We start from the raw sequence: 26335 nt of genomic DNA on the forward strand, positions 1-26335 counted from the left end.
CTTGGAATAAGTGACGGATGCTTTTGTCTCTGCGTCGATGTTGGCGGTGGGACAGGAAGTGGTACGAATGATACAGGAGGGTATGTCGTGATCTCAAGCAACGATTTCCGCACTGGTACTACCATTGAAGTCGATGGCGGCATTTACCGCGTCATCGAATTTATGCATGTGAAACCTGGTAAAGGCGCTGCCTTTGTTCGCACAAAGTTGAAAAATGTCAAGACCGGTGCCGTGAAAGAACAGACGTTCCGCGCTGGTGAAAAGGTTCCCCGCGCACGCATCGAGACGCGCGAAATGCAGTACCTGTACAACGACGGGGAAAACTATACATTTATGGACACGGAGACGTACGAACAAATCAGCATTAACAAGTCGCAGTTGGAGTACGAATTGAATTTCCTGAAAGAAAACATGAACTGCTATATTGTCATGCACGAGGGGCAGTCCATCGGCATTGACCTGCCGAACACCGTTGAACTGAAGGTCATTCAGACGGAGCCCGGCATCCGGGGCGATACCGCGACGGGCGGAAGCAAGCCGGCCACCGTGGAAACGGGGTACACCTTGCAGGTCCCCTTCTTTGTGAATGAAGGCGACGTGCTGGTGATTGACACCCGCACCGGAAACTACGTCTCCCGGGCTTGATCCGGCCCTGCCATCGGCGCGGCTGTGGGCGCCTCAGTGAAGACCCTTGGCAATTTGCCAAGGGTCTTTTTGCATGTAACGGCGATCTGCTCGCCGGATGTGTCGATGGGTCTGCTTTTGTCCATACGCGCATATAGGACAAGCGAGGGGAGAGGATGCCCATGCTGCATGGCGTGGAAAGAGTGGTGTACGGGATGGCCGGACTGCGCATGGTGTCCAGCCTCCTGGAGATGTCGGGAGCACTGATGATGCTGTATTTCGGAACCGCCGCCCGCGCGTTGCAGGTGAATGCGGCGCTGGCGATGGTGGGACCATTGGTGCTTGTCACCGTGACGATGCTCGGTGTGCTTGGCATGGCGGATCAAATCAGTTGGGGGCGCATTGTGTGGATTGTTATTGGCGTCGGCTGCATCCTATTCGGTGCAAAGGGATGATAGGCAGCGGCGCCATCAGCGGAACCAATGGAGACGGCCGGGCGGCCGTCTGCCCCATCCTCGTTGTCGGCGCATCGTCAGGATGTTCTGGACTGCTTCTTGAAGAAGCTGAAGACGAAGAACATGAGCAGAATGAAAATCACCAGGAATACCACAATCCATCGAATCATCAACGAAAGGTCCACGCTGTCCTTCCCTCCTCGCTTGCCACTCCTATATTCAATGCATGGTTCCTCGCGTTTGTTCCGGCCCCAGTCATACCATCCATCACTTGTCCATATACATGGAATAACCAGGAGGTGGACAAAACCCTTGGCACAGAATGACCTTTTCACCCCGGCGGATGCGGGGTGGCTGCAGGTTTCGTCCGTCTTGCCGCGGGACCTGCTCGAAAACCTTCGCAGTTGGCCCGTGGATGTCACGCGACGGGTGGAAGAGATCCGCCTGCGCATTGGACAGCCCATACAAATTTGCGGGATGGACTTGAACGGCTTTTTGCACCGAGACTCGGGGCTCACCGAACTACCGTCCGATGCACTGGTGGCCACGGAAGAGCACGTGCAACGCGTTCTCCAGGCGGTCACCCAGGCTTCCCTGTACGCGGTGGAGGAGGAACTGCGCCGAGGCTTCGTCACCATGCCGGGTGGACACCGCATCGGTGTCGCGGGGCGAGTGGTGTTGACCGAGCAGGGACACGTACGCACCATTCGCGACGTCCATGCGCTGAACATTCGCGTGGCACGGGAGCGCGTCGGCGCCTCCCGGAAATTGCACGCATATGTGTTGAATCCGAGCACGCAACGGCCGCACAACGTTCTATTGATCTCTCCTCCTCAGTGTGGAAAAACCACCCTGCTGCGCGATTTGGTTCGCGCCTACAGTGAAGCGGAAGTGGCGGGGCGGCGACGCGGTTTCAAAGTGGCCGTGATTGACGAACGATCCGAGATTTCCGGCACCTGGTCTGGCGTGCCTCAATTTCGGCTCGGCCCTCGCACGGACGTCCTCGACGGTTGCCCGAAAGCGGAGGGCATGCTGATGGCGATTCGGAGCTTGTCGCCGGATGTGGTGGCAACCGACGAGATTGGACGATCCGAGGATTGCGACGTCGTGCTGGAGGCCACGCACGCGGGGGTTGCCGTGGCAGCGACCGCCCACGCCGACTCGCTGGAGGAGTGGCGCCGCCGACCGGAAATGCGTCGGTTGTTCGACGCGGGGGCGTTTACCAGGTACGTGGTGCTCAGCCGCAGGCGGGGGCCGGGGACGGTGGAGTCTGTCCATGACGAACTCGGTCGCCAGTTGCACCGCTCGTCCACGAATGGGAGGGGGTAACATGCTCCGGGCGGTTGGAGCAGGGTTGCTTCTCATGTCCTGCACTGCGGTCGGCTTTCGCGTGGCTCGGGAGTTTCGGCAGCGCCCGCGGCATCTGCGCGCCTTGATTCACGCGCTGCGCGTGCTGGAAGCGGAGGTGGACTTCAATGCCGCTCCACTGCCGCAGGCGCTGCGGCGGGTGGTGGCCAGATCCCAGCCGCCTGCCGACACGCTGTTCGGCGACATGCTGCACCACCTCGATGATCCGGCGTGTTCTCCAGCGGACGCGCTGGCGCAGGCCGTAGCCACGTGTCAGCCAAAGACCGCGTTGCGGGCGACCGACGTGGAGGTGCTGCGCGAATTGGGATTGACCCTTGGATTGTCAGACAGGCAGCACCAAACACGGCAGATTCAAGCGTGCATCCTCCATCTCACGCAGCTCGAGCGCGAGGCTGCCCAGGCCCAACGCCACCAAGAACGCCTCTGGCAGTATGTGGGCGTGTTGACCGGTCTCTTGTTGGTGGTCTTGCTTTATTAATCCGCCGCCCGGCCCCGGACGGGCAACAGGAGGAGTGGCCATGTCTCCAGAGATTCGGGCCGTTTTTCAGATTGCGGGAATTGGCTTTTTGGTCGCTATTCTCCACACCATTTTGAAGCAGAGCGGGAAAGAAGAGTTTGCGCACTGGACCACGTTTGTGGGATTCGTGGCCGTCTTTATGATTGTCATCGGTTACGTGGATCAGCTCTACCGCGAAATTCAACAGGTGTTCTTTCTCAGTCAGTAGGTGATGCGCCTTGCACATACTCCAATTGGTCGGAGTCGGTTTGACCGCGACGGTACTCGTGGCCGTATTGCGACCGCGCGCGCCGCAGTTCGCGATGATGGTGGGCATGCTCGCGGGCATCGTGCTGTTGCTCAGCGTGGTGGACAGCATGCGGTCGGTCATACAATCGCTGAGCGATCTGGCCACTGCGGCCAAGGTCGACCACAGTTTTCTCTCCACCGTCCTCAAGATCATCGGCATCGCGTACATTGTCGAGTTTGCAGCGCAGGTTGCGCGCGATGCGCAGGAAGGTGCGCTGGCCGGAAAAATTGAGCTCGCGGGAAAAGTTGGCATCGTCATTCTGGCCCTGCCCATCATCACGGGCGTGATTGAGTCGCTGGTTCACCTGCTGCCGTAGGAGGGAACACCGTGTTATGGAAACCGTTCGTCTTGACCCTGGCCGCGGTCCTGTCCATGCTTTTCATGACCCACGGGGCGGCGTTGGCGGATGCGAACGCGCCGCCCGTCGCGGCAGATGCCGGGACCACAGCGAACTCGGCCACCGATGTGCAGAAAACGGCGGAAGACCAGTTGGAGTCGCTGCCCACCCAATTTCTGCAGCAGTATTGGCAAAGCCTACAGACTCAGTACGGGGGGTATTTGCCGGACGTCTCCGGACAGGATCTGGTGCACGCCGTACTGCACAGCGGGGGCATCAACCCGTCCGGTTTGGCCAACGGCCTGCTTCGGTATTTTTTCTCTGAAGTGTTTGACAATGCGCAGTTGCTCGGCGGCATTCTAGTCCTGTCCGTACTCGCCGCCATGCTTGAGTCGCTGCAATCCGCCTTTGAACAACAGGCGGTCAGTCAGGTCGCCTACGCGATGATTTTTTTGGTCCTGATGGCGTTGGCCATCGGATCGTTCACGGAGGCCATCGGGTATGCCCGCCACGCCATTCAGTCGATGAACGACTTCATGCTATCCACCGTTCCGCTGGTCGTGACGCTGCTGGCGGCGTCAGGGGCCTTGGCGTCGGCAGCGTTCTTTCAACCCATGCTGGTGTTCTCCGTTCACCTCATCAGCAACGTCGTGTTTCTGGTGGTATTTCCGTTGGTGTTTTTCGCGGCCGTGTTGGACATCGTCAGCGCCCTCTCGCCTCGTTATCAATTGACGCGGCTTGCCGGTTTGATCCGTACGGGCAGCGTGGTGGTGCTGGGGTTGTCGCTGAGCGCATTCATCGGGGTTACGTCAGTGCAGGGACTCGGGAAAGGCATAGCGGACGGCGTGGCTTTACGGGTCGCGAAATTCTCCGCAAAGACACTGGTGCCCGTCATTGGCGGGGCGTTGTCGGACGCGGCGGAAACGGTGGTCAGCGCCTCCCTACTGGTAAAAAACGCGGTCGGCATCGCGGGATTGATTGTGATTGCCTGCCTCGCGCTGTTTCCTGCGTTGAAGATCCTGGCGCTGGCGTTCATCTATAACGGAAGTGCGGCGCTCATGCAGCCGCTTGGAGAAACACCGATGGTTCGCTGTCTTGGGGCGTTGAGCAAAAGTTTGATCCTGGTGTTCGCGAGTGTGGCCGCCGTCGCATTGATGTTCTTCCTCGCCATCTGCATCCTGTTGGCCTCTGCAAATCTGGCGGTGGTGATGGCATGACTGCACTCGGGGAATGGCTGAAGCAACTGATTTTAGTGGTTCTGCTTGCGGTTTTCGCGGATCTGCTGCTGCCCTCCAAGTCGATGCAGAAATACGTGAAGACGGTGATGGGATTGGCCATCATCGCTGTGATGCTGCAGCCCATCGCTCCATTATTTCAGCAGAACTGGGCGGACAAGGTGGCGCAGTACATGACCAATCAGGTGTTCTCGGACAGCAGCAGCGGGGTTGCCGCTGCTTCCGCAAGCGAGGCGGCATTGCGCGACCGCATTCAATCGGAACAGCACACAGAAGCCATCGGGATGCTTCAGTCAGATCTGCAGGCTCAGCTGCGAACGCGATTTTCCTGCAATCCGGAGACCCGGGTTGTGGTCACCGACCTCACCGACGACGGAGACGCGACCGTGCAGGTGGAACTGGCTGCTGCGGACACCGCAAAGGGCTCCGCCATCCGCGACTGGATTTCGTCCGAGCTCGAGATTCCGAGCGACCATGTCCAGGTGTCCGTGAGACAGGGAGGGGAGTAGGATGGACTGGAGGATTTTGCTCAAAAACAAATGGCTGTTGGTGCTGGCTGTGCTCGGCGTTGTCTGTCTGCTGTTGGGATCGTTCTGGAAACCACGTGCTACCACGCCCACTGTCGCTGCGCAGAACGCTGGCGGCAACACGCCGAGCGAGCAGGCGTCCGACACGGCGTCCGGATCGCAGAGTGTTGCGTCATATGAGGCCATGTACGACAAGCGGCTCGAGGAGATGCTCGGTCAGATTGCCGGGATTCATCAGGTGGACGTGATGGTCACGCTGGATACCACCAACAGCGTGAAGGTGGCGACCAACACGCAGGAGACCAAACAGTCTGGTGCAAACGGGGCGACCTCGTCAACGACGGTCAATCAGGAGATTTTCACGCAGACCAATCCCGATGGCAGTCGCACGCCGTACGTGGAAGAGACCCTGATGCCGCAGGTGCGCGGCGTGTTGGTGGTGGTCAATGCGGACGACTTTTTCGTGGCAAAATCGGAAATCGTCAACGCCGTGAGTAATGTGTTGGACGTGCCCGCATATAAAATTAGCGTAGAGCCGAAACAGAGCAATTCGTAAAAGATTGGGAGGCGTGTACAAGTGGTAAAACGGCAAACGGTCTGGCTATCAACCATGATGGTGCTCTCCTTGATGTTGATTGGTTACTACACCATGAACAACGAACCGGGAACGGGAACAGACAGCACCAAGTCCACGAGCGTGAGCGTGCCGGTGGAGCCCGCCACGGCGGGCAACGATAACACCACTTCGTCCTCGTCGTCCGAATCCACGGGAACTTCGGCCTCCAAGCCGAGCAGCGGGACGGACACGACGACATCGGAGAATTCCACGGACTGGTACGTGAGTACGCAAACGCAACTGCAGCAGCAGATTGAACAGAAGATGGATGCGCTCAACAAGGTGATCACGAACAACAACTCGACGCCTCAGCAGTTGAGTGATGCACAGAAGCAATTGACGCAGTTGACCAATTTGGACGGCGGCCTCGATAATGCGCACGACATGATTGTGGGCAAGGGATACAAGGATTGCGTCATTGTGCCGAACAGCAACTACACCAAGTTCACCGTGTACGTGAAGACCGACAAGCTGACGGCAGACCAGGCGGTGGATCTCATTCAAGTGGTGAGCCAGCAATTGAACGTCCCGGCCATCAATGTGAGCATCACGCCGAAGGCGTGAGCCCCGGGACCTCCAATCTGCGCCCCGGTCGGTGCATTCCGGCGGGGCGCTCGCCGATGGTGTGGGTGATGGGGACAAAGAGGGCATCATGGCGGTGGCAAAATTCGATGTGATATACTAGGACAAGTGAATTCGACTCTCCCTGAGGAGTGAGCTTGTCTGGTGTTGAAAATCGGTGAAATTCGTGAACTCATTCGGCTATTGGATGAAACCTCTTTGTCTGAAATCACTTTGGAATTGGATGATATGAAGCTGTATTTGAAGAAACCGGGGGTGGACGCGCCCGCGGTTGTGACGTCTGCGCCTGTCCTGCCCGCGGCGCAACCGGCTCCAGTGGCAGTGGCACCTGCGGCGGTGCCGGCTCCTGCGGTCTCCGCTACCGCAGCCTCCGTGGCACCGGCTGCCAATCCGGCTGAATCAGCGGTTGACGAGAATGTACATATCGTCACCGCGCCGATGGTCGGGACGTTTTATCGCGCTCCCGCTCCTGATGCGGCACCGTTTGTGGAACGCGGTACAAAAGTCAATCCGAAAACCGTCGTATGCATCGTCGAGGCCATGAAATTGATGAATGAAATCGAAGCTGAGGTCACCGGGGAAGTGGTGGACATTCTCGTCGAGAACGGGCAGCTCGTCGAATACGGCCAGCCGCTGTTTAAAATCAAACTGGCATGAGGAGACCGAGACGGAACATGTTTCAGCGTGTACTGATTGCGAACCGCGGCGAAATAGCGGTGCGGGTCATTCGCGCCTGCCGGGAACTCGGCATCGAGACGGTGGCGGTGTATTCGGAGGCGGACAAACATGCCCTGCACGTGCAGTTGGCCGACGAAGCGTACTGCATTGGCCCCGCGCCAAGCAAACAGAGTTATCTGCATATCCCAAGCATCATGACGGTGGCCACGCTGGCCGGTGTGGACGCCATTCATCCCGGTTATGGTTTTCTGGCGGAGAACAGTGACTTTGCAGAAGTCTGCGAAGCCTGTGGCATCACGTTCATTGGCCCGAGTCCTGAAGCGATTGTGACCATGGGAGACAAGGCGGTCGCGAAGGAGACCATGAAGAAGGCGGGCGTCCCCACGGTTCCAGGCAGCGACGGCTTGATCGGTGACGTGGAGGAAGCGGTCGCGGTCGCGGAGCGCATTGGGTACCCGGTCATTATCAAGGCAACCGCCGGAGGTGGCGGAAAGGGTATTCGCGTCGTTCACGATCCGGAGTCGCTCCGACAAGCTGTGACCACCGCGCAGCGGGAGGCGGAAACCGCCTTTGGCAACGCGGGCGTTTACCTAGAAAAGTATATTGAGCGCATGCGCCATGTGGAAATCCAGGTGTTGGCGGATCGGCACGGCAACGTCATCCACTTGGGAGAACGCGATTGTTCCGTTCAGCGCCGGTTGCAGAAGCTGGTGGAGGAAGCGCCGTGTCCGGTGCTTCCGGAGGAAACGAGGCGGGCGATGGGCGAAGCCGCGGTGGCTGCTGCGCGAGCTGTCAATTACGTCGGCGCGGGCACCATCGAGTTCATTTATGCGCCCGATGGACAGTTCTACTTTATGGAGATGAATACGCGCATCCAGGTTGAACACCCTGTCACCGAATGGGTGACCAGCGTAGATCTGGTGCGCGAACAGATTCTGGCAGCTGCCGGCGAGCCCTTGTCCGTGAAACAGGAGGACGTGGAACTGCGTGGACACGCGATTGAGTGCCGTATCAACGCCGAGGATCCGGAGCGCAACTTCATGCCGTCGCCGGGCACCATTACCGAGTATCTGCCACCGGGTGGCATCGGCGTGCGTGTGGACAGCGCCGCGTATCCCGGCTACAGGGTGCCGCCGACCTACGATTCCATGATTGCGAAATTGATTGTATGGGCACCCACGCGTCAGCAGGCGATTGACCGGATGCTGAGGGCCTTGTCCGAATTCCGGATTGAAGGCGTGAAGACGACCATTCCCTTCCACATCAATCTCTTGCGCCATGAGCAGTTCCGGGCAGGTGACGTCAGTACCAGGTTCTTGGAAGAACATAAAATTATGTAGCGTGCGTGCGGAACCCCGCGAAACGGAGGGCTTTTCATGCAGGACATGGAGTTTCAGTCCAATGATTTAGGCAAGATTCAAATTGCGGATGAGGTGATACAGGTCATCGCCGGAATTGCGGCGAGCGATGTGGACGGCGTCGTGGAATTGAGCAGCGGCGGGTTCACGGAGAACCTGTTGGGCCGCAAACACCCGTCGCGCGGTGTGAAGGTGACCTTCGCGGACGAGGACAAGAGCTGTACCATCGACCTCTCCGTCGTGCTTGGTTTCGGAGTCAACATCCCGGACGTATCACTGCGCATTCAGGAGAGTGTGAAACAAGCGGTGGAAGGTATGACGGGACTCGACGTCATGCAGGTCAACGTCCACGTGTCTGCGATTGCATTCCAGACCGATAAGCAAAAAGACCCCGTAGAAGCAGTCGTGGACAAGCGCACACGGTAAAAATCGGGTGGCGCAGGCGACCAGTGATGGCTTGGCGCGCCACCCTGTTGTACATAGGAGGGGGTCTCGTGAGTCTTCTAGATCGGATACTGCTGTTCATCCTTGCCATCGGTGGTCTGGCCGCGGCGGTGGTGACCGTGCTGCTGGGCGTGGGTGTCGTGAACGTCGACGCCGATTGGCTCACCAATCTCACCACTACGCCCGGCAATGTTTACACCGTGGTGGTGGCGGTGATTGTTGGGCTGGTCGCGCTGCGCTTCGTCTTCTACCGGTGGGCAAGTCCCGAGCCGGATTACGTGTCCATTCCCGGAGAGCACGGGCAGATTCGCATCTCTTTCGAAACCATTCGGCAACTGGCCAACCGGACGGGGCGAATGGTCCGAGGGGTGCAGGAATTGGAAACCCGCGTCCGCGCCGGGCAAAACGGGATACTCTTGGCCATCCGCGTGAAGGCGTTGCCGGACCTCGAGTTGGACAAGGTCAGTGGAGAACTACAGTCGGAAATCAAGGCGTATGTGGAACGAACCACCGGTTTAAACGTGGAGCGCGTGGTGGTCAACGTGGCCGAAGTGACGGGGAGTCCTGCCAAGAACACCAAGGCATGGGTGGAATAAACCATGGCAAAGCTGCGACAGTGGGCGCTGATGTTGCTGGGACTGAGACGGCGTTGGCTGGGATGCATCGCGGGATGCATCCTGTGGGTATTTTGGATGGTGTTCGGACTGTGGTCCACGCTCGCGCTGTTGGTGTTGGCCACGGCCGGCTTTGCGGTCGGCCGAATTCTTGAGGAACATCAATCGTGGAAAGACGTGGTGGACAAACTACTGGCGGATCGCTTTAACGATTCGTGAGAGACGGGATGTAGAGAACGGAGGAAGCGCATGCGACGGGGAGAGTTACGACAAAAAGCGCTCCAAGCGCTGTATCAGATGGACGTGGGTAAAGCAGAGGCAGATGCAGCCGTGCACCACGTGATGTCCGAAGTCGAGGGCGTGTTGGATGGCGACCTTCGGTACGTACAGCAACTGGTGTCCGGAACCAGCGGGCACCTCGAGGAATTGGACGAGCTGTTGCAGAGCGCCGTGGAAGGTTGGCAGCTGCAGCGCATCGCCGCTGTGGAGCGCAACGTGTTGCGGCTCGCCACGTACGAATTGCTGTACGAATTGGATGTTGATGTGGCCGTCATCCTGGACCAAGCGATTGAGTTGGCGAAATCGTTTGGTTCGGAGGAATCGGGGCGGTTTGTCAACGGGGTGTTGGCGAAACTGCTGCCCGTGGCGCAAGAACGGCGGCAGGGTCAGTCAAAGGTGGAACCCTGAGCGCGTGTACGGTAAAGGAGAATGGACATGCGACGGTGCATTCTCGGCATCGATACGAGCAATTACACGACTTCCGTGTGTGCGGTGGATGCGGATACGGGACAATGGGTGTCGGAAGCTCGACGCGTGCTGCCGGTGAAACACGGTGAAAGAGGGCTTCGTCAGTCGGACGCGCTCTTTTTTCATGTTCAGCAGTTGCCGCAGATGGTCCGGGCTTTGATGGGGGGCTTTTCGGAAGCGGCTCGAGTCACGTGGTGCGGCATCGGAGTGTCTGTCCAGCCGCGACCGCAGGCTGCGTCGTACATGCCGGTGTTCCGGGCTGGGGAAAGTGTGGCCGAAACCGTGGGGGCGCTGCTGGGCGCGCCGGTGGTTCGCACCTCCCATCAGGAGGGCCACATTGCGGCGGCCACGTATTTTCTGCCAGATATGACGGGAGACAGGCCGTTTTTGGCGGTGCATCTATCGGGTGGGACATCAGACGTGGTATTGGCAGAGGGGACGCGGTTTGGTTATCGTGTGACGCCCGTGGCGGAAGGGGCCGATCTTCACGCGGGACAGTTTGTCGACCGTGTGGGCGTGGCGATGGGTCTTCCGTTCCCGGCGGGCCCCCACCTGGAACAGTTGGCGCGCCGGGTGTCGTCTTCCACGTTGCGCCTCGGGGGACGCTTGGTGAACGGGCGCCTCAGCTTTTCCGGCCCGTGCTCGGCGGCATTGCGCGCCATCGAGGCGGGCGTGGATCACGCCGAGGTCGCCTACGCAGTTCAGCAGTGCATCGCCAATGCATTGGTGAAAGCCGTGGATGAGGCATTGCGCCGGGTGGACGTGAACGTGTCCGATTGCGTCATCGCCGGCGGCGTGGCTGCCAATGAAGCGATTCGCGACAGAGTCTGCCGCCGTCTCGGCATCCTGCGGCCAGACCTGCGCGTTCGGTTTGCCCCCGCGCGCTATTCCTCCGACAATGCCCTCGGCGTGGCACGCATTGCTTGGAAATTTCTGTTCCGGGGGCGGTAGGCGGCGAAGGCCGATGTGGTGGAGTCATTTCGCGCGGAGGCAGCGTCTGCGGGGTCTACGGTTCCTTCGATACATATTGGTTGACCGTCCATGTTACGGTATAATGGGCGGGTGAAACGGATGGGTAACAGGAGGAGGGACCGCTGTGTCGGCTGCGGATCACACAATCCAAGAAAATGAAATTGTGGATATTACCATAATCGGTGGCGGTCCAACCGGGCTGTTCGCCGCGTTCTATTGCGGAATGCGCGATGCGACCTGCAAGATTATTGACAGCCTCCGGGAATTGGGAGGTCAGCTGGCGACGCTGTACCCGGAGAAGTTCATTTATGATGTGGGCGGATTTCCAAAAATTCGCGCCCGTCAATTGGTGGAACAATTGAAGGAACAGGCGTTCCAATATCACCCCCAGGTATTTCTGAACGAGCGGGTTGAACAGTTGAACCGACGTGAGGACGGTGTCATTGAGCTGGTCACCGACAAGCGGTTGCACTTGACCCGGGCGGTGATCATTTGTGCAGGAATTGGCGCGTTCTCGCCGAGGCCGTTGCCCGGTGAAGGCGTAGAGCGCTTTATGGATAATGGCATTTACGCATTCATCGACAATTTGGAGCGCTTTCGGGGGAAACGCATACTGGTGGTTGGCGGCGGTGATACCGCGGTCGATTTCGCGTTGATGTTGGTAGATGTCGCGGAATCGGTGACTCTCATCCACCGCCGGGATCAGTTCCGGGCGCATGAGGAGTCGGTCAAACAGTTGTACGAATCCTCGGTGGACGTCCGGACGTTTGTTGAACTCCATGCCGTGGACGGCGGTGACCGCCTGGAGCAGGCCACGCTGATTCACAACAAGACGAAGGAAACCTTCACCATCCCGGTGGATGCCATCGTGAGCGGGCTTGGATTTTCCGCCTCGCTGGGACCCATTGCCGACTGGGGTTTGGAAATTGTGAACAATGAAATTGTTGTCAATACGCGGATGGAGACCAACATTCCCGGCGTGTATGCGGCGGGAGACATCGTCACGTATCCGGGCAAGGTGAAACTCATCGCCACCGGATTTGGGGAAGCGCCGACCGCGGTCAACAACGCAAAGACGTATATCGACCCCAAGGCACGGTTGAGTCCTGGTCACAGCAGCAATCGCAAAGAGTAAGCCGGGAGACGCGGGCCCAAAAGCGGCGCGTCAACGCGGATTGTTCGCGCCCGCCCGACGGCTGGACAAGCAGCAGCGAAGAACATGGGGGGATGCCGCCTATGGCGAGGCGATTGGACGGTAAAGCGGCCGCGGAAGCCATCCACGAACAACTGTCAGCGCAATTGACCCGGTTGCGGACGCAAGGTGTGGTGCTGAAGCTGGTGGTGGTGTTGGTCGGTGAAGATGCGGCGTCCGCCAGCTACGTTCGGGGAAAACAGCGAACGGCCGAAAAAATTGGCCTTGCAGGCGAAGTGATCCGCCTGCCTGAAGATGTCACACAGGCGCAACTGTTGTCCATCATCGATAAATTGAACGCCGATCCGGAGGTGGACGGAATTCTCGTTCAACTGCCGCTGCCTCCTCATCTTCAGGCGACGGAGATCATTGAACGCATCTCTCCCGCCAAGGACGTGGACGGGTTTCATCCGATGAACGTGGGGCGCACTGCCATCGGCATGGATGCGGTGTGGCCATGTACCCCGAAGGGCATTGTGAACATGCTGCACCGGGAGGGCATCTCCATTCGCGGCCGGCACGCGGTCGTGGTGGGACGGAGCAACATCGTCGGCAAGCCGATGGCGGCTCTCCTCTTGCAGGAGGACGCCACGGTCACAGTGTGCCATTCCAAAACGGTGGACCTCGCCAGCTACACCCGTCAGGCGGACATTCTGGTGGTGGCCGTCGGACGCGCTCATCTCATTGGCCGCCATCATGTGAAACCGGGCGTTGTGGTGGTGGATGTCGGAATGAACCGGTTGGATGGTCGGTTGGTCGGCGATGTCCATTTCGACGAAGTCGAACCCATCGCGGATGCCATCACGCCAGTTCCTGGGGGTGTCGGTCCGTTGACCGTGGCCACGCTGATGCAGAACACGGTTCAATTGGGGCTGGTTCGACGTGGGCTCAAGGAGGCCTGGTGATGGCTGAACCACTGCTGAATACGACGAATGTGCTGACGGTCACTGAAGTCACTCAGTTGATACGCGACGCGTTGGAGCGGCATCCCATGCTCCAGATGTGTTCGGTCGTCGGCGAGTTGTCCAATTTCAAGCGCCACACCAGCGGCCATCTGTACTTCACGCTCAAAGACGAAAAGAGCCGGCTGCGTGGGATTATGTTTGCCAGCCGCGCCCGAAATCTCACGTTCATCCCCGAAGATGGGATGCGCGTCATTGTCCGTGGCGCCATTCGTGTGTTCGAGCGGGACGGTCAGTATCAGGTGTATGTGGACGACATGCAGCCGGATGGTATTGGCGCGCTGTATGTGGCGTTCACCCAGCTCAAGGAGCGATTGGAGCGCGAAGGGCTGTTTCGGTCTGACCGCAAACGCCCGCTCCCGCGCCACCCGCGCCGGGTGGGCGTGGTCACGTCGCCGACCGGTGCGGTCATCCGCGATATCTGCAGCACGCTGGAGCGGCGCTATCCCTTGGCCAAAGTGATTTTGTCTCCGGCTTTGGTGCAGGGACCGACCGCGGCGGCGTCGATTGTGCAGGCGCTACGCCGGCTGTTGGAATGGTCGGATACCCATGAGCGAATCGACGTCATCATTGTCGCGCGCGGCGGCGGATCGCTGGAAGAGTTGTGGCCGTTCAATGAGGAAGTGGTCGCCCGTGCGGTGGCTGGCTGTCCCATCCCGGTGGTTTCTGCGGTGGGCCATGAGACAGACTACACCATCTGTGACTTTGCTGCCGACGTCCGGGCCCCAACACCCACGGCTGCGGCGGAGATGGTGGCGCCGCACGTGCTTGATCTGCGCCAACAGTTGCAGCAATGGGAAAGCCGTGGACTTGCGGCGGTTCGCCACCGGTTGGCGGCCCATCGGCAGCGATTGGCGGCGGCATCCGGCGCCGCGGTGCTGAAGCGTCCCGCCAATGTGTTGAACGCGTATCGTCAGCATGTGGAGTTTCTCGCCAGTCAACTGCAGCAGTTCGCGACACGTCCCATTGCCCGGGGACGCCGCGGGTTTGCAGAGCTGACGGAGCGACTGCACCGGGTGAACGTGAAGACGCGCATCGGCGCGATGCGCAATGAGCTGGCGCGCCATCAGGCCCGGTCGGAGCAGGCGGTTCGGCTGTATGTTGCGCGACGCAACAACGCGCTGGACAGGGCCATTGTGTCGCTGGAGGCGTTGAATCCATTGAGCGTGCTGCGGCGTGGTTACAGTGTGGTGTATGCGGCGGACGGAGAACGGGTGATTGCGTCCGCGAGCCAGGTGATGGCCGGTGATCGCATTCGCATTCGGATGGCGGATGGTGAAGTGACGGCCACAGTCGACAGCGGGGAGGCGGATGTATATGAGCGAGGGGTTCAATCAAGACTTGACCTTTGAAGCCGCCATGCAGCGGCTGGAGGAGACCGTGCGCAAGCTGGAGTCCGGAGAGCTGCCGCTCGCAGAAGCAATCGAACGGTACAAGGAAGCGATGCAGCTTGTTCAATTCTGCCGCGGGCAGCTGGACACCGCGGAATTGGAGATTGAGCGGCTGATGGACACCGATGCCGTCAAGGCGCGGGAGGACTCCTGATGTCCGAGACACGGGTTGAGGACTACATTCAATCCACGGGTGACCAGGTGCATCGCTACTTGAGTGGGCTGTTTCCGCCGGACGCGGATCGGCGGCCAGAACGTTTGTTCGAAGCGATGAACTACAGTTTGTTGGGCAATGGCAAGCGATTGCGGCCGGTGCTCTGTATCGCGGCGGCCGAGACGTTCGGCGTGCCTCGGGATGTGGTGATGCCAGCGGCTGCGGCGTTGGAGTTGATCCACTGCTATTCGCTGATTCACGATGACCTGCCCATCCTGGACAACGACGACCTTCGGCGAGGCAGACCGACCAACCACAAAGTTTATGGGGATGCGACGGCGCTGTTGGCCGGCGATGGACTGCTCACATACGCGTTTGAGCTGCTGGCGCAGCCCTTGCCGGTGGCCCCCGAGGTACAGTTGCGTATGATCCGCACGCTCGCCAATGCCGCGGGTGTGTTCGGCATGGTTGGCGGGCAACAGGCGGATGTGTTGGCAGAGCGTACGGAAGGCAGCGTCGAGTTGCTCCAGTTCATCCATACCCATAAGACGGCGAAACTGATCCAGGCGTCCGTGGTGATTGGCAGTCTCTTCGCACCTTTGTCGGCGGCCGAACAAGCGGCGGTTTCCCTCTATGGAGAAGCGGTGGGCGTTGCGTTTCAGATGGTCGACGACTGGTTGGACGTCGCCGGGGAACAGGAGCAATTGGGCAAACCGGTCGGATCGGATGAACGCCTCGAGAAGTTGACGTACCCTCGCTTGGTGGGTCTGGACGAGACGCTGCGCATGGCTGAAGAAAAGCTTGCGGAAGCGAAGCGAGCGTTGACGGACGCGGACGTGCACGCGCCGCTGTTGTTTGGGATTGGTGAATTCATCGTGCATCGCAACAAATAGGATGAGGGCGCCGTCGGCAAGCGGATCATTCCGTGGCAACGTTGGCAGCAACCTTCATATCTCGTGCGGGACGGATGTATGGTATAATCGAATCATCGTTTGGGTGGCGCAGTATTCTAGTCAACCGTCCGGCTCTGAAGGCGGGGCTAAAAATCCGCCAAAGGGCACATCGATGAAGTTCCTGGTGCTGGCTTGAGGCGCCCAGCCTTGGGCTGGTGCTGGGAGTTAAGAAAGTTGGGCAACTCGCAATGGCATGCGTGATCTGACCCAGCTTTCGCGGAGGCCCACGTCCGTGGCCTGCTTTATGAGGAGGTTATGGCTTGGGGTATGAACCTGCATGCGGAGTCCATCTGTGTGCAGCGTAGCCTGCCTTGAGTGGTGCCGAAGGATCACGGGAAGCAGGCGCCCGCTCCCCGGCCAGGGAGCAGCGCCGGTGCCGTGTGAAATCTGTACTGCAAAAGAGGCTAGGAGTCGGCAACGGTTGTCGCGGAAAACGCCTAGACTGTACGGTGTCGTGGCTCTTTGGGGATTATAGTGTGGACTAAGTGGTAATCCAGTCTGATCGTTGGCGACACGGTCAAGGGATGCGTAAAGGGAAACCGCCGATGCGGCGACGCGTCGGTGCGTCCTTGGGAAAACCTACTGGACCTAAGCCACAGCGTTTACCCAAGGAGCTGCCACCCAGGATTTATTCCTCGCTCTGGGGGTACATAATGAAAAAAACTACGGTACGGGGGGCGCTGCCGTTCATCCTAACGGTCGCCGCAATTTCCCTGCCTCTCAGTGGTGTGTTTGACACAGCCACTATTTTTTTAGATCAGATGCAATGGTACGTCGGCGCAGTCGTGGTAGTGGCGATTGTCCTCATCGGCGCGCTGTTCGACATGCTCGGTGTGGCAGCCGCGGCGGCGCGCGAAACACCGTTTCACGCAATGGCGTCGAAAAAGGTGTTTGGCGCCAGGCGGGCCATCGTGATTGTGCGCAATGCGGAGAAAGTCTCCAGCATCTGCAGCGACGTGGTCGGTGACATCGCCGGCGTCCTGAGCGGCGCCGGCGCGTTGGCGGTATCGGTCCAGCTGGGTGATGCCCTGCGCTTGGAAGGATGGCAACGAGAACTCGTGACCATCATATTGACGGCGATGGTCACTTCCATTACTGTGGGGGCAAAAGCCCTGGGCAAGACGCTGGCGATTCAGTCTCCAACGCCCATCATTCTGGTGGCCGCGAAGATCTTCGACACCATCTGGATATTTGGACGCGGTAAGGACCAGCGAAGAAAGGCAAAGACCAAGACGCGCCATTGATGCTTGGACAGTAAACACTGTGGGGTGTTGACAACGTATTTGGAGCATATCAACTCGCCGACGGATCTGAAGCCGCTTGGCGTGCAGCAATTGAAAGTACTGGCCGGGGAAATCCGACAGTTCCTGGTGGATTCGATATCGAGGACGGGCGGTCATTTTGGCGCCAACCTCGGAGTTGTGGAACTGACGCTGGCGTTACATAAAGTGTTCGACAGCCCGAAGGATAAAATCATCTGGGACGTGGGGCACCAGGCGTATGTGCACAAGATGCTGACGGGGCGCAGGGAAGACTTTGCCACGCTTCGCCAATTCGGCGGCATGGCAGGGTTTCCGAAGCGGTCCGAGAGTCCACATGACCAATTCGGGACCGGTCATGCCAGCACGTCCATCTCGGCCGGAGTGGGTATGGCTGTTGCGCGAGATCTCGCGGGAGAGAATTACCATGTGGTATCCGTCATTGGCGATGGTGCGCTGACCGGCGGAATGGCGATGGAAGCGCTCAACCACGCCGGCCATCTGGGGACAAACCTGCTGGTCATTTTGAACGACAACGAAATGTCCATCTCAGAAAACGTCGGCGCCCTTTCTCACTACTTAACCCGGCTGCGCAGCGATCCGACGTATTCGCGTGCAAAGGCGGAAATTGAAGGCCTGCTGCGAAAACTCCCGGCCATCGGCCCGAAATTGACCAAGACGTTGGAACGATTCAAGGACTCCATGCGCCACCTGTTCGTCCCCGGGCTGCTGTTTGAAGGCTTTGGATTCAAGTATTTGGGCCCCGTGGATGGACACGACCTCGAGCGTTTGCTCAAGGTGCTCGAGGACGCCAAACGTTTGAAGGGCCCCGTGCTCATTCACATGGTGACGAGCAAGGGGAAAGGGGTTGCGTCAGCGGAGCAGGCGCCCGACAAATGGCATGCGTGGCCCACCGCCGCGAAACCGGGAGGCCCTCCGTCGTACACCAGCGTCTTCGCAGAAACCCTGTCGGCATTGGCCCGGCAGATGCCAGATCTGGTCGCCGTCACGCCCGCCATGATCTCCGGATCCGGGTTGACGAAGTTTGGTCAGGAATTTCCAGACAGGCTGTACGATGTGGGCATTGCGGAACAGCACGCGGCCACGTTTTGCGCCGGGCTGGCTGCGGCAGGCAAACGTCCGGTGCTGGCCATCTACTCGACGTTTCTACAACGCGCCTATGACCAGGTCATCCACGACATCTGCATTCAAAAGTTGCCGGTTCTCATTGCCGTTGATCGCGCCGGTTTGGTGGGACCGGACGGCGAAACGCACCAGGGTGTATTCGATGTTGCGTTTCTGCGGACCGTGCCGAACCTGGTGGTCATGATGCCAAAAGACGAGAACGAGCTCCGGCACATGCTGTACACCGGAATTCAGTGGGATGGCCCGGTCGCTGTGCGCTATCCGCGCGCGGATGGGGTGGGCGTTGATTGCACCGAGCCGCTCAGGCAACTGCCCATCGGCAAAGCGGAGCGCCTGACCCAGGGAGATGCTGCCGCCATTCTGGCACTGGGTCCCATGGTGCCCGTGGCGATGGAGACGGCGCGGATATTAGAAATGGAACACGGCGTGCAGGTGACCGTGGTGAACCTGCGGTTCGTCAAGCCGCTCGACGCTAACTTGATCTGCGAATTAGGACGGAAGATGCCGCTCGTCACGGTGGAAGAAGCGGCGTTGGCGGGTGGCGTTGGTTCCGCAATATTGGAATTGCTGAGTGAACATGGGATTGCAACGCCGGTGTTGCGGCGCGGCATTCCGGATTCCTTTATCGAACATGGGACCCGAAAGGAACTGCTGAAGTTCGTGGGACTGACGCCGGAACATCTCGTGGAGGATGTGTTGTCCGTCTTGCAAGCCGGGCGAACGACGCAGGTCGGGGGCGGCCCGCGATGAAGTCGGGTAAATTGCGCCTGGATGTGCTGCTGGTTCAGCGAGGCCTGTTTCAGAGTCGTGAAGCGGCACGTCGGGCCATCATGGCAGGTTGGGTCACGCGGGCGGATGGGCAGGTCCTCGACAAACCGGGGACGCAGGTGGCGGAGGACATCGTTCTGAACGTGTACCAGCCGACCCATCAGTTCGTGGGCCGCGGCGGCGTGAAGTTGGAACATGCCCTGGACATCTTCGCGGTGCCCATGACGGAGCGCGTGGTCGTGGATGTGGGCGCATCCACCGGTGGATTCACCGATTGTGCGCTGCAGCACGGCGCACGGCGGGTGTATGCGGTGGATGTGGGATACGGCCAGTTGGCGTGGAAACTTCGTAACGATGAACGGGTCGTGGTGATGGAGCGGACGAATTTCCGCCACGTGGACGTGGGCGCGTTCTCCCCGCGCCCGGATATCGGAGTGATGGACGTTTCATTCATCTCCACGCAGTTGCTGATCCCAAAGCTTCAGGAACTTCTGGTACCGCCGGGCGAGATCATCAGCCTCATCAAACCGCAATTTGAGGCGGGCCGGGAGCACGTGGGAAAGGGCGGCATTGTCCGCGACCCGAAGGTTCACCTGGATGTGTTGGAACGCCTGTTGACGTTTGTTTATGACCGGGGCATGGGATGCGCGGGTCTGACGTTCTCTCCCATTCAGGGCGGCGATGGCAATATTGAGTACCTTGCCCATTGGGTGTCTTCGCCAGTGACGCAGCAAAGCCTACAGCATTGGCTCTCCACAGCGCGAGACACGGTGATGGCGGCTTGGGAAGCGTTCCGGCAGGAGACGCCGGTCCTGTAAATCCTGTCCTGAACGCAGGACAGGATTTTCCTGCTTCATGAGGAAATCAATATGGAGAATCCGCCGTGGAGAGGACCGTGATCATGCAGTGGCGTGATTTGTTCGCGTTGGCAGGCTGTCTCGCGATGGTGTACTGGCTCGGCAAATCGGTGTTCTTCAGCAAGCGGCCGACGGAAGTGCCGCTACGCGGTAAACTCTCGGCCGCCCGGAACTGGTTGGATGACAACGGGTATCAGATTGTGCGGGTTCGCGACCGCGTGGAGTTCGCCGCATTTTACGGCGACAAGGAATACAAGAAGTCGTTCATTGCGGACTTCGTGGTCCGCAAAGGAGCGAAATACTACGCGGTGAAGCTGGCGTCCGCCCGCGATACCGGTGTGAGCGGGGCCAAGCTGCGCGAACAGTGGTTCCCGGTTTATGTGGTGTTCGGCGTCCAAGGCATTTTACGCATCGACGTGGACGAGGAGCGCGTGCAGGTCATCGACTTTTCCTGGAAAACACCGGGGCACCTGCGACGGCGCGCGATGATGCAGCGGCTTGGGTGGTTTCTGCTCGGTGTGCTGGTGGCAATGGCCTGGCTCCATGGTGGCTAGATTGAGGAGGCGGAATGTGAGAACGGTAGGAATCATTGCGAATCTGGACAAGCCGAAGGCATGCGCCGTTCAGGAGCGCCTGCTCCAGTTGCTTCACGCACACGGCATGGCCACAGTGATCATTGAAATCGGTCAGGGGCAGTTGGACAAATCGGACGAGATGAGCCAATTGGCGGGTGCTGAGATGGCCTTTGTCCTGGGCGGCGACGGAACGCTTCTCGGTGTGGCTCGGCAAGTGGCGCCCTACGGCGTGCCGCTGCTCGGGATTAACATTGGCCACCTCGGTTTCCTGAGCGAAGCGGAGCCCACGGATGTGGAGGAAACGGTACGCCGCGTGGCCACCCGCGAATACGATCTGGAATCGCGCCTGATGCTCGAAGCGTCCGTCCTGCGCGACGGGCGGCAAGTGTCGCGGCTGTTGGCGTTGAACGACGTCGGAATTGGCAAAGGGTCGTTCGCGCGCATGGTGAACGTGGATGTGCATGTGGACGATGTGCTGTTGGACGCATTCCGCGGAGACGGGGTGATTGTGTCGACGCCGACGGGATCGACCGCGTATTCGCTGTCCTGCGGCGGTCCCATCATGGTACCGCAACTGCAGGCCATTCTGGTGACGCCCATCTGTCCGCACACCTTGTCCACGAGGCCCTGTGTCATCCAGGCGGATCAGACCGTGCGGCTGCGTGTGCATGCGCCCCATCAGGATTTGGGTCTTACGGTCGATGGACAAATTGGCGTGCGACTGGTGTCGGGAGACGAAGTGGTGGTGAGAAAGGCACCGGTCACGACGACGTTGGTCAAGTGGCGGGACAGGGAATTCTTTTCCGTACTGCGGCAAAAGCTGCACGGACAGGATGCGCCCCGAGGGGGCGGTATCTTGACAACGGGAGGTGCACGCGGCAGTGCTGCTCGAGTTGACCATTGAACGCTTGGCGTTGATTGACTCGGTTCGACTGAAGCTGGATTCCGGTTTTCATGTGTTCACCGGCGAGACGGGGGCGGGGAAGTCCATTCTTCTCGATGCCATCGGATTGCTGGTCGGCAACCGTGGGTCGGCGGAGTGGATCCGCAAGGATGAGGACAGCGCCTTCGTGGAAGCGGTGTTTGCCCTTTCCCCTTCCGTACAGGCGCGCGTGGTGCCGCTGCTGCAGGACTGGGGAATTCCCGAGGAAGACGGAACGTTGGTCATCTCCCGGGAATTGTTTCAAACCGGGCGGACGGTGTGCCGAGTGAATGGCCGATTGGCCACCGTGCAGATGCTGCGGGAGCTTGGCGCAAAATTGGTTCAACAGCACGGCCAGCACGATACCCAGGGCCTGTTGCGCCCGGATGAACAATTGCGCATGCTTGATCTGTACGGCCGTCACGCCGAGCAGGTGGCGGAAGTCCGCAAAGCGTACCGCAATTATCGCGCTGCTCTGGACGCCTATCGCGATTCGTTGATGGGCGAACAGGAGCGAATCCAACGCTTGGATATGCTCGAATTTCAAATTCGGGAAATTGAGGATGCCCGGTTGCAGCCCGGTGAGGAGGAGATGCTGCGCGAGCGGCGCCAGCGCCTGCAGCACATGGACAAAGTCGCATCCGCGCTTGAACAGGCCAAGAACTATTTGGACGGACAGGCGGTGCAATGGCTCAGCGAGGCGGCTCGTGAAGTGGCAGCGGCCGTTGCATATCAACCGTCGTTGCAGGAAACGCTGGACCTGTTGGAAACTGCACAGGTCCACGCCGAAGAAGCGCTGCATCAGCTCCGGCGGGAGGGAGATCAATGGGATCTGGACCCTGCTGAATTGGAGCGAATTGAAGACCGCCTGGTTCAATTGAGAAGTCTGCAGAGGAAATACGGCCCTAGCGTGGAGGATGTGCTGACATACCATCAAACAGCTATCCAACAACGGGACGAGCTGCTGAATCACGAAGCGAATGCGGAACGGCTGAAGCAGGCATTGGAGGATGCACTGCAGATATTGCAGGAACATTCGGAGAGGCTGCACGACATGCGTCGGCGCGCGGCGGCGAAATTGGCGAAGGAAGTGGAGAAAGCGCTGCGGGAATTGAATATGCCCAATGCGCTGTTTGAAGTAGCGGTCACGCCGCGCGTATCCAGTGACGGCGCGCCACAGTTTGGCGAGGATGGTTCTGACCACGTCCAGTTCCTACTGTCCGCGAATGCAGGTGAGGACGCGAAACCGATTCAGAAGGTGGCTTCCGGTGGTGAACTATCGCGGACACTGCTGGCACTGAAGTCGGTCCTGGCCGAGGTCGACGACCTGGGTACGCTCATCTTCGACGAGATTGACGCGGGGGTCAGTGGCGACACCGCATCGCGGGTTGCGAAAATGATGCAGAACGTGGCGCGCAAACGCCAGGTGCTGTGCGTGACCCACTCTGCTCCAGTGGCTGCTGCTGGGCGTTGGCACTACCACATTGCCAAGGTGGAGCAGCGCGGCAGAGTGACGACATTGGTCAAGAAGCTGGACGAGGACGGCCGCATTGACGAACTGTCCCGCCTGCTCGGCGGTGGTATCGCTGACCATACGGCCAAAACACATGCCCGGGCCCTGTTGGAACGGATGGCGGAGAAAGGTAGCGCGGGTGAGCGGTGATATCCTCCTCCGTCGGACGGATGTACGCGCCGGTGGCATGTTTTACGCTTCATAAACCCCTCTGCCCGGGGCACCTTAGTACCACGAGCGATTGCTTGGGAGGTGCAACGCAAAAGGGGGGCGCAACATGCGGGAGCAATTACGCAAGCGATGGGTACGCTGGCTGTGCGCGACAGTTTTTTGTCTGGCCTGTCTCTCTCCGCCGGTGCACCAATTCACCTCTGTTCCGGCGTCCATCGAGGTCTCGTTGGGCGGTCAAACGGTTGTTCCGCTGCGTTTGCCGCATGGTGCCAAGATATCAACGTCCAACGATGCGGTGCTGCGGGTTCAATCCTTACCGGTTCACGCCGGCCCGCTCGAAGACGTAGCTATTCAACCGGAGCACGTGGGCCACGCCCTCATCTCCACCCGGTTGTTTGGATTCCTGCCCTGGAAATCCGTTGACGTTCAGGTCGTTCCGGAACATCGTGTGGTGGTCGGCGGGGAGTCCGTCGGCATCCGATTGAAGTCGCATGGCGTCATGGTGGTCGGGTACCAACGCGTCAACCGGACTGGAGCTTCGCCTGCCGCCAAAGCGGATGTCCGAATGGGTGACGTCATCGAACAGATCAATCGGCGTCAAGTTCAGTCGGCCGCCGATGTGCGCCAACTCGTACAGCATTCACGAGGCAGTCTGGAACTGCTGGTACGGCGCGGGGACGACCATCGTATCGTGCACGTTCAGCCTGCGCTGGACGAGGAGGGCCAGCCTCACCTGGGTCTTTATGTGCGGGAAAAGACGTCCGGTGTGGGTACCTTAACCTATTATGATCCGACCACGCGCCGGTTCGGCGCTCTCGGTCACGTCATCACGGACGCCGATACGGGCCAACCCATTCACGGCACCGGTTCGTTATTTCATTCAGAGGTGTTGAGCGTGGTTCGCGGCTTAGCCGGAAAACCGGGAGAAAAACGCGGACGATTCATCCACACGGAACAAGAAATCGGACATATTGAGCGAAACACACCCTACGGGGTATTTGGCACCCTGTCGACCGATGTACCCCTTGCCACAGAGAGAGTCATGCCGATTGCCCTGCCGAGAGAAGTGCACGAAGGGCCCGCGAAAATTTATACGGTGGTTCACGGGCAGACCGTGGAAGCCTATGATGTGCAGATTGAAAACCTCGTCCGCCAACAGCGACCTGCGACGAAAAGCATGATTGTACACGTGACCGATGAACGGCTGCTCCGTCTGTGCGGCGGCATCGTGCAGGGAATGAGCGGGAGTCCCATCGTCCAGGACGGAAAGCTGGTTGGCGCGGTGACACATGTCTTTGTTTCCGATCCGTCCCGCGGGTATGGTGTGTACGCTGCCTGGATGCTCAGCGCTGGCGATGAAACCGAACATGTGCCGGAGGAAAACGTTCAGTCCGCCTAATCGGATGCGCATATCCCGATGGTGATGCGGATAGCATCACCATCGCACTGTGTCCAGATATGTCCCTCTACCAGCATGTCGACTTCTGTCGATGAAGGTCCGATTTCAACGAAAAGTATTCCAATCGAATTGGCAGGACATGCCGGTCTAATGTCGAAATCTTTACACGCGACACCAAACGAGGGGGAATCAACAAGTGCCTTTACAGGTTCTGATAGCGGACGATAATCGCGAATTTTCCGAACTCCTCAGAGAATACATAAACAGCCAGGAAGACATGCAGGTGTGCGGCGTTGCTCACAACGGCAATGAAGTGGTGGAACTCGTGAAGACAACTCGCCCTCAAATTGTCGTGTTGGATATCATCATGCCGGTCCTCGACGGTATTGGCGCATTGGAGCGACTGAACGAGATGGCGGATACGCTGCCGAAGGTGATTCTGCTCACCGCCTTTGGTCAGGAGACGGTAACCCGCCGCGCCATGGAGCTGGGGGTATCGTACTTTATCCTGAAACCGTTTGACATGCCGGTGCTTTTGGAGCGCATTCGCCAAGTTGCGATGACGTCCCCGGCGACGTCTCCGGTGGCGGCGTCCATGCCCATACTGCCATTGTCCCAGTCCAGCGGTATCAACAGGCAATCCGTTGATGCGGCCATCACCAAGATGATTCACGAAATCGGCGTACCAGCGCACATCAAAGGATATTTGTATCTGCGCGAAGCCATCAGCATTGTTTACCATGATGTGGAGATCCTCGGATCAATTACAAAAACTCTCTATCCACGAATCGCAGAGCGGTTTAAGACCACGCCCTCCCGCGTTGAACGTGCCATCCGCCACTCCATAGAGGTGGCTTGGGGACGCGGGAATGTGGATGCCATCCGATCCGTCTTCGGATATACGGTAAGTGCTTCGAAAACGAAGCCTACGAATTCGGAGTTCATCGCCATGATTGCGGACAAGCTGAGGATGGAACACAAGGTGGGGTAATTCCTGGCGGTCGAGGTTTGTTTTCGGGGGTTCCCCTCCTGAGGTAACCCCCCCTGAAACACTCCTGGCTAAACATTGGAATGCTGATAAACGGTTTTCATCGATCCGCAATCAGGGAAACGGCCCGGCAATCTCCTGTTTATGCATCACCCGCTTCACATGGAATGCGGCGACCCGAGAGGCAAATGGGGTAGAGGATCTGTTCCTGTCAATCCCGACCTGCTCTGTGCCATCAAGGAGAAACGATTATCGGTTTACACATGTCATTTGCCGATGGATTACAACAAGCGGATCGGAACCACCGCAGCGATGTGCGAAGGACTTGATGCGAAGAGACAAGGAAACTTGGATACGTACTTTTCAAGCAATATCACAGAGTCGTCGAAAGCCTGTGGAATCGTTTCAGATCAAGTCCGAGATTGTGTGTAAAATCCCGTCTCTGGTAGACGTCACAAAATGTTCACAGTCAGGCGTTTAGGATATGGAGCTTAGCTTGTTGGCCTGATTCTTGCTGCTGTTTCTTCCACTGCCAGTACTCGTCCATATTCAGGTAACGGTGTCCCGTGGTCCAGGCTTCGTCGATTTCCATCAGCAGCGCCCCCAACAGCCGGATAGCGGATTCTCGGTTCGGAAAGATGCGAATCACCCGTTCTCTGCGCCGGATTTCTTCGTTCAGCCGCTCCACACCATTCGTCGTCCGCAGCCGGCGACGGTATCGG

31 protein-coding genes are annotated in these 26335 nt (G+C 59.0%); 30 read left to right on the top strand and 1 reads right to left on the bottom strand.

The annotated features are described in order from the left end of the window. Nucleotides 1–87 precede the first annotated feature (87 nt). From efp to spo0A, 30 genes are all read left to right on the top strand, one after another. Nucleotides 88–645, top strand: coding sequence for an elongation factor P (gene efp / locus G463_RS0101865; RefSeq protein ID WP_026973839.1), 558 nt, complete (start codon nucleotides 88–90; stop codon nucleotides 643–645). Between the two features lie 161 nt (nucleotides 646–806). Then, nucleotides 807–1079, top strand: coding sequence for a YqhV family protein (locus G463_RS0101870; RefSeq protein WP_026973840.1), 273 nt, complete (start codon nucleotides 807–809; stop codon nucleotides 1077–1079). Nucleotides 1080–1391: 312 nt separating this feature from the next. After that, nucleotides 1392–2408 carry a stage III sporulation protein AA gene (spoIIIAA, locus tag G463_RS0101880; protein ID WP_051321802.1) on the top strand — a complete coding sequence of 339 codons (1017 nt, stop codon included), beginning with the start codon at nucleotides 1392–1394 and terminating at the stop codon, nucleotides 2406–2408. A gap of 1 nt (nucleotide 2409) precedes the next feature. After that, nucleotides 2410–2925, top strand: a complete 516-nt coding sequence (locus tag G463_RS0101885; RefSeq protein ID WP_026973842.1) for a hypothetical protein — start codon at nucleotides 2410–2412, stop codon at nucleotides 2923–2925. A gap of 40 nt (nucleotides 2926–2965) precedes the next feature. Continuing rightward, nucleotides 2966–3172: a stage III sporulation protein AC gene (gene spoIIIAC / locus G463_RS0101890; RefSeq protein ID WP_026973843.1), complete on the top strand. Its 207-nt coding sequence runs from the start codon at nucleotides 2966–2968 to the stop codon at nucleotides 3170–3172. Nucleotides 3173–3182: 10 nt separating this feature from the next. Then, complete coding sequence (spoIIIAD, locus tag G463_RS0101895; protein ID WP_026973844.1) at nucleotides 3183–3569, top strand: stage III sporulation protein AD; 387 nt, start codon at nucleotides 3183–3185, stop codon at nucleotides 3567–3569. An 11-nt stretch (nucleotides 3570–3580) separates the two neighbouring features. Further along, on the top strand, nucleotides 3581–4807 hold the full coding sequence (gene spoIIIAE, locus G463_RS0101900; RefSeq protein WP_026973845.1) for a stage III sporulation protein AE: 1227 nt from the start codon (nucleotides 3581–3583) through the stop codon (nucleotides 4805–4807). Further along, nucleotides 4804–5334, top strand: a complete 531-nt coding sequence (gene spoIIIAF, locus G463_RS0101905; protein WP_026973846.1) for a stage III sporulation protein AF — start codon at nucleotides 4804–4806, stop codon at nucleotides 5332–5334. Before spoIIIAE ends, spoIIIAF begins: the two co-directional genes overlap by 4 nt. 1 nt (nucleotide 5335) lies before the next feature. Continuing rightward, nucleotides 5336–5908, top strand: a complete 573-nt coding sequence (locus G463_RS18175) for a hypothetical protein (RefSeq protein WP_051321803.1) — start codon at nucleotides 5336–5338, stop codon at nucleotides 5906–5908. A 21-nt stretch (nucleotides 5909–5929) separates the two neighbouring features. Then, entirely contained in the window at nucleotides 5930–6532 is a 603-nt protein-coding gene (locus tag G463_RS0101915; protein ID WP_026973847.1) for a SpoIIIAH-like family protein, read from the top strand. 162 nt (nucleotides 6533–6694) lie between these two features. After that, nucleotides 6695–7207 (top strand): acetyl-CoA carboxylase biotin carboxyl carrier protein, encoded by a 513-nt coding sequence (accB, locus tag G463_RS0101920; RefSeq protein ID WP_026973848.1) that lies wholly within the window; start codon nucleotides 6695–6697, stop codon nucleotides 7205–7207. 17 nt (nucleotides 7208–7224) lie between these two features. Then, complete coding sequence (gene accC, locus G463_RS0101925) at nucleotides 7225–8568, top strand: acetyl-CoA carboxylase biotin carboxylase subunit (protein WP_026973849.1); 1344 nt, start codon at nucleotides 7225–7227, stop codon at nucleotides 8566–8568. 36 nt (nucleotides 8569–8604) lie between these two features. Next, on the top strand, nucleotides 8605–9012 hold the full coding sequence (locus G463_RS18180) for an Asp23/Gls24 family envelope stress response protein (protein ID WP_035485111.1): 408 nt from the start codon (nucleotides 8605–8607) through the stop codon (nucleotides 9010–9012). Between the two features lie 137 nt (nucleotides 9013–9149). Further along, complete coding sequence (amaP, locus tag G463_RS0101935; protein ID WP_425387042.1) at nucleotides 9150–9626, top strand: alkaline shock response membrane anchor protein AmaP; 477 nt, start codon at nucleotides 9150–9152, stop codon at nucleotides 9624–9626. A gap of 3 nt (nucleotides 9627–9629) precedes the next feature. Continuing rightward, nucleotides 9630–9863, top strand: a complete 234-nt coding sequence (locus G463_RS0101940) for a DUF2273 domain-containing protein (RefSeq protein WP_051321804.1) — start codon at nucleotides 9630–9632, stop codon at nucleotides 9861–9863. 30 nt (nucleotides 9864–9893) lie between these two features. Then, nucleotides 9894–10331: a transcription antitermination factor NusB gene (gene nusB / locus G463_RS18185; RefSeq protein ID WP_051321805.1), complete on the top strand. Its 438-nt coding sequence runs from the start codon at nucleotides 9894–9896 to the stop codon at nucleotides 10329–10331. 27 nt (nucleotides 10332–10358) lie between these two features. Next, entirely contained in the window at nucleotides 10359–11342 is a 984-nt protein-coding gene (locus tag G463_RS0101950; protein WP_026973852.1) for a tRNA (adenosine(37)-N6)-threonylcarbamoyltransferase complex transferase subunit TsaD, read from the top strand. Nucleotides 11343–11487: 145 nt separating this feature from the next. Next, nucleotides 11488–12498 (top strand): NAD(P)/FAD-dependent oxidoreductase, encoded by a 1011-nt coding sequence (locus G463_RS0101955; protein WP_035485114.1) that lies wholly within the window; start codon nucleotides 11488–11490, stop codon nucleotides 12496–12498. 101 nt (nucleotides 12499–12599) lie between these two features. Further along, nucleotides 12600–13460, top strand: coding sequence for a bifunctional methylenetetrahydrofolate dehydrogenase/methenyltetrahydrofolate cyclohydrolase FolD (gene folD, locus G463_RS0101960; RefSeq protein ID WP_026973854.1), 861 nt, complete (start codon nucleotides 12600–12602; stop codon nucleotides 13458–13460). Further along, nucleotides 13460–14869 carry an exodeoxyribonuclease VII large subunit gene (gene xseA / locus G463_RS18190; protein ID WP_051321806.1) on the top strand — a complete coding sequence of 470 codons (1410 nt, stop codon included), beginning with the start codon at nucleotides 13460–13462 and terminating at the stop codon, nucleotides 14867–14869. Before folD ends, xseA begins: the two co-directional genes overlap by 1 nt. Continuing rightward, nucleotides 14835–15062, top strand: coding sequence for an exodeoxyribonuclease VII small subunit (gene xseB, locus G463_RS0101970; RefSeq protein ID WP_026973855.1), 228 nt, complete (start codon nucleotides 14835–14837; stop codon nucleotides 15060–15062). Before xseA ends, xseB begins: the two co-directional genes overlap by 35 nt. Continuing rightward, nucleotides 15062–15955 (top strand): polyprenyl synthetase family protein, encoded by an 894-nt coding sequence (locus G463_RS0101975; RefSeq protein ID WP_026973856.1) that lies wholly within the window; start codon nucleotides 15062–15064, stop codon nucleotides 15953–15955. The genes xseB and G463_RS0101975 overlap by 1 nt, the downstream gene beginning before the upstream one ends. Before the next feature lie 713 nt (nucleotides 15956–16668). Then, entirely contained in the window at nucleotides 16669–17259 is a 591-nt protein-coding gene (locus tag G463_RS0101980) for a hypothetical protein (RefSeq protein ID WP_035485121.1), read from the top strand. Nucleotides 17260–17283: 24 nt separating this feature from the next. Then, nucleotides 17284–19170, top strand: a complete 1887-nt coding sequence (dxs, locus tag G463_RS0101985; protein WP_026973858.1) for a 1-deoxy-D-xylulose-5-phosphate synthase — start codon at nucleotides 17284–17286, stop codon at nucleotides 19168–19170. Then, nucleotides 19167–20006, top strand: a complete 840-nt coding sequence (locus G463_RS0101990) for a TlyA family RNA methyltransferase (RefSeq protein ID WP_026973859.1) — start codon at nucleotides 19167–19169, stop codon at nucleotides 20004–20006. The genes dxs and G463_RS0101990 overlap by 4 nt, the downstream gene beginning before the upstream one ends. 65 nt (nucleotides 20007–20071) lie before the next feature. Further along, the gene (locus G463_RS0101995; protein WP_026973860.1) at nucleotides 20072–20599 is read left to right on the top strand and encodes a hypothetical protein; all 528 of its coding nucleotides are present in this window, start codon (nucleotides 20072–20074) and stop codon (nucleotides 20597–20599) included. 16 nt (nucleotides 20600–20615) lie between these two features. Continuing rightward, nucleotides 20616–21524 (top strand): NAD(+)/NADH kinase, encoded by a 909-nt coding sequence (locus G463_RS18195; protein ID WP_084171135.1) that lies wholly within the window; start codon nucleotides 20616–20618, stop codon nucleotides 21522–21524. Beyond that, nucleotides 21502–23205, top strand: a complete 1704-nt coding sequence (recN, locus tag G463_RS18200) for a DNA repair protein RecN (protein ID WP_035485123.1) — start codon at nucleotides 21502–21504, stop codon at nucleotides 23203–23205. The genes G463_RS18195 and recN overlap by 23 nt, the downstream gene beginning before the upstream one ends. A gap of 127 nt (nucleotides 23206–23332) precedes the next feature. Next, nucleotides 23333–24625, top strand: a complete 1293-nt coding sequence (gene spoIVB / locus G463_RS18205; RefSeq protein WP_035485127.1) for a SpoIVB peptidase — start codon at nucleotides 23333–23335, stop codon at nucleotides 24623–24625. Nucleotides 24626–24821: 196 nt separating this feature from the next. Next, nucleotides 24822–25616, top strand: coding sequence for a sporulation transcription factor Spo0A (spo0A, locus tag G463_RS0102015; RefSeq protein WP_026973861.1), 795 nt, complete (start codon nucleotides 24822–24824; stop codon nucleotides 25614–25616). 466 nt (nucleotides 25617–26082) lie between these two features. Here spo0A and G463_RS0102020 read toward each other — a convergent pair. Beyond that, nucleotides 26083–26335: transposase (locus G463_RS0102020; protein ID WP_026973862.1), on the bottom strand; the 253-nt coding region annotated here is incomplete at its 5' end.

The organism is Alicyclobacillus contaminans DSM 17975 (assembly GCF_000429525.1).
GTDB lineage: Bacteria > Bacillota > Bacilli > Alicyclobacillales > Alicyclobacillaceae > Alicyclobacillus_A > Alicyclobacillus_A contaminans.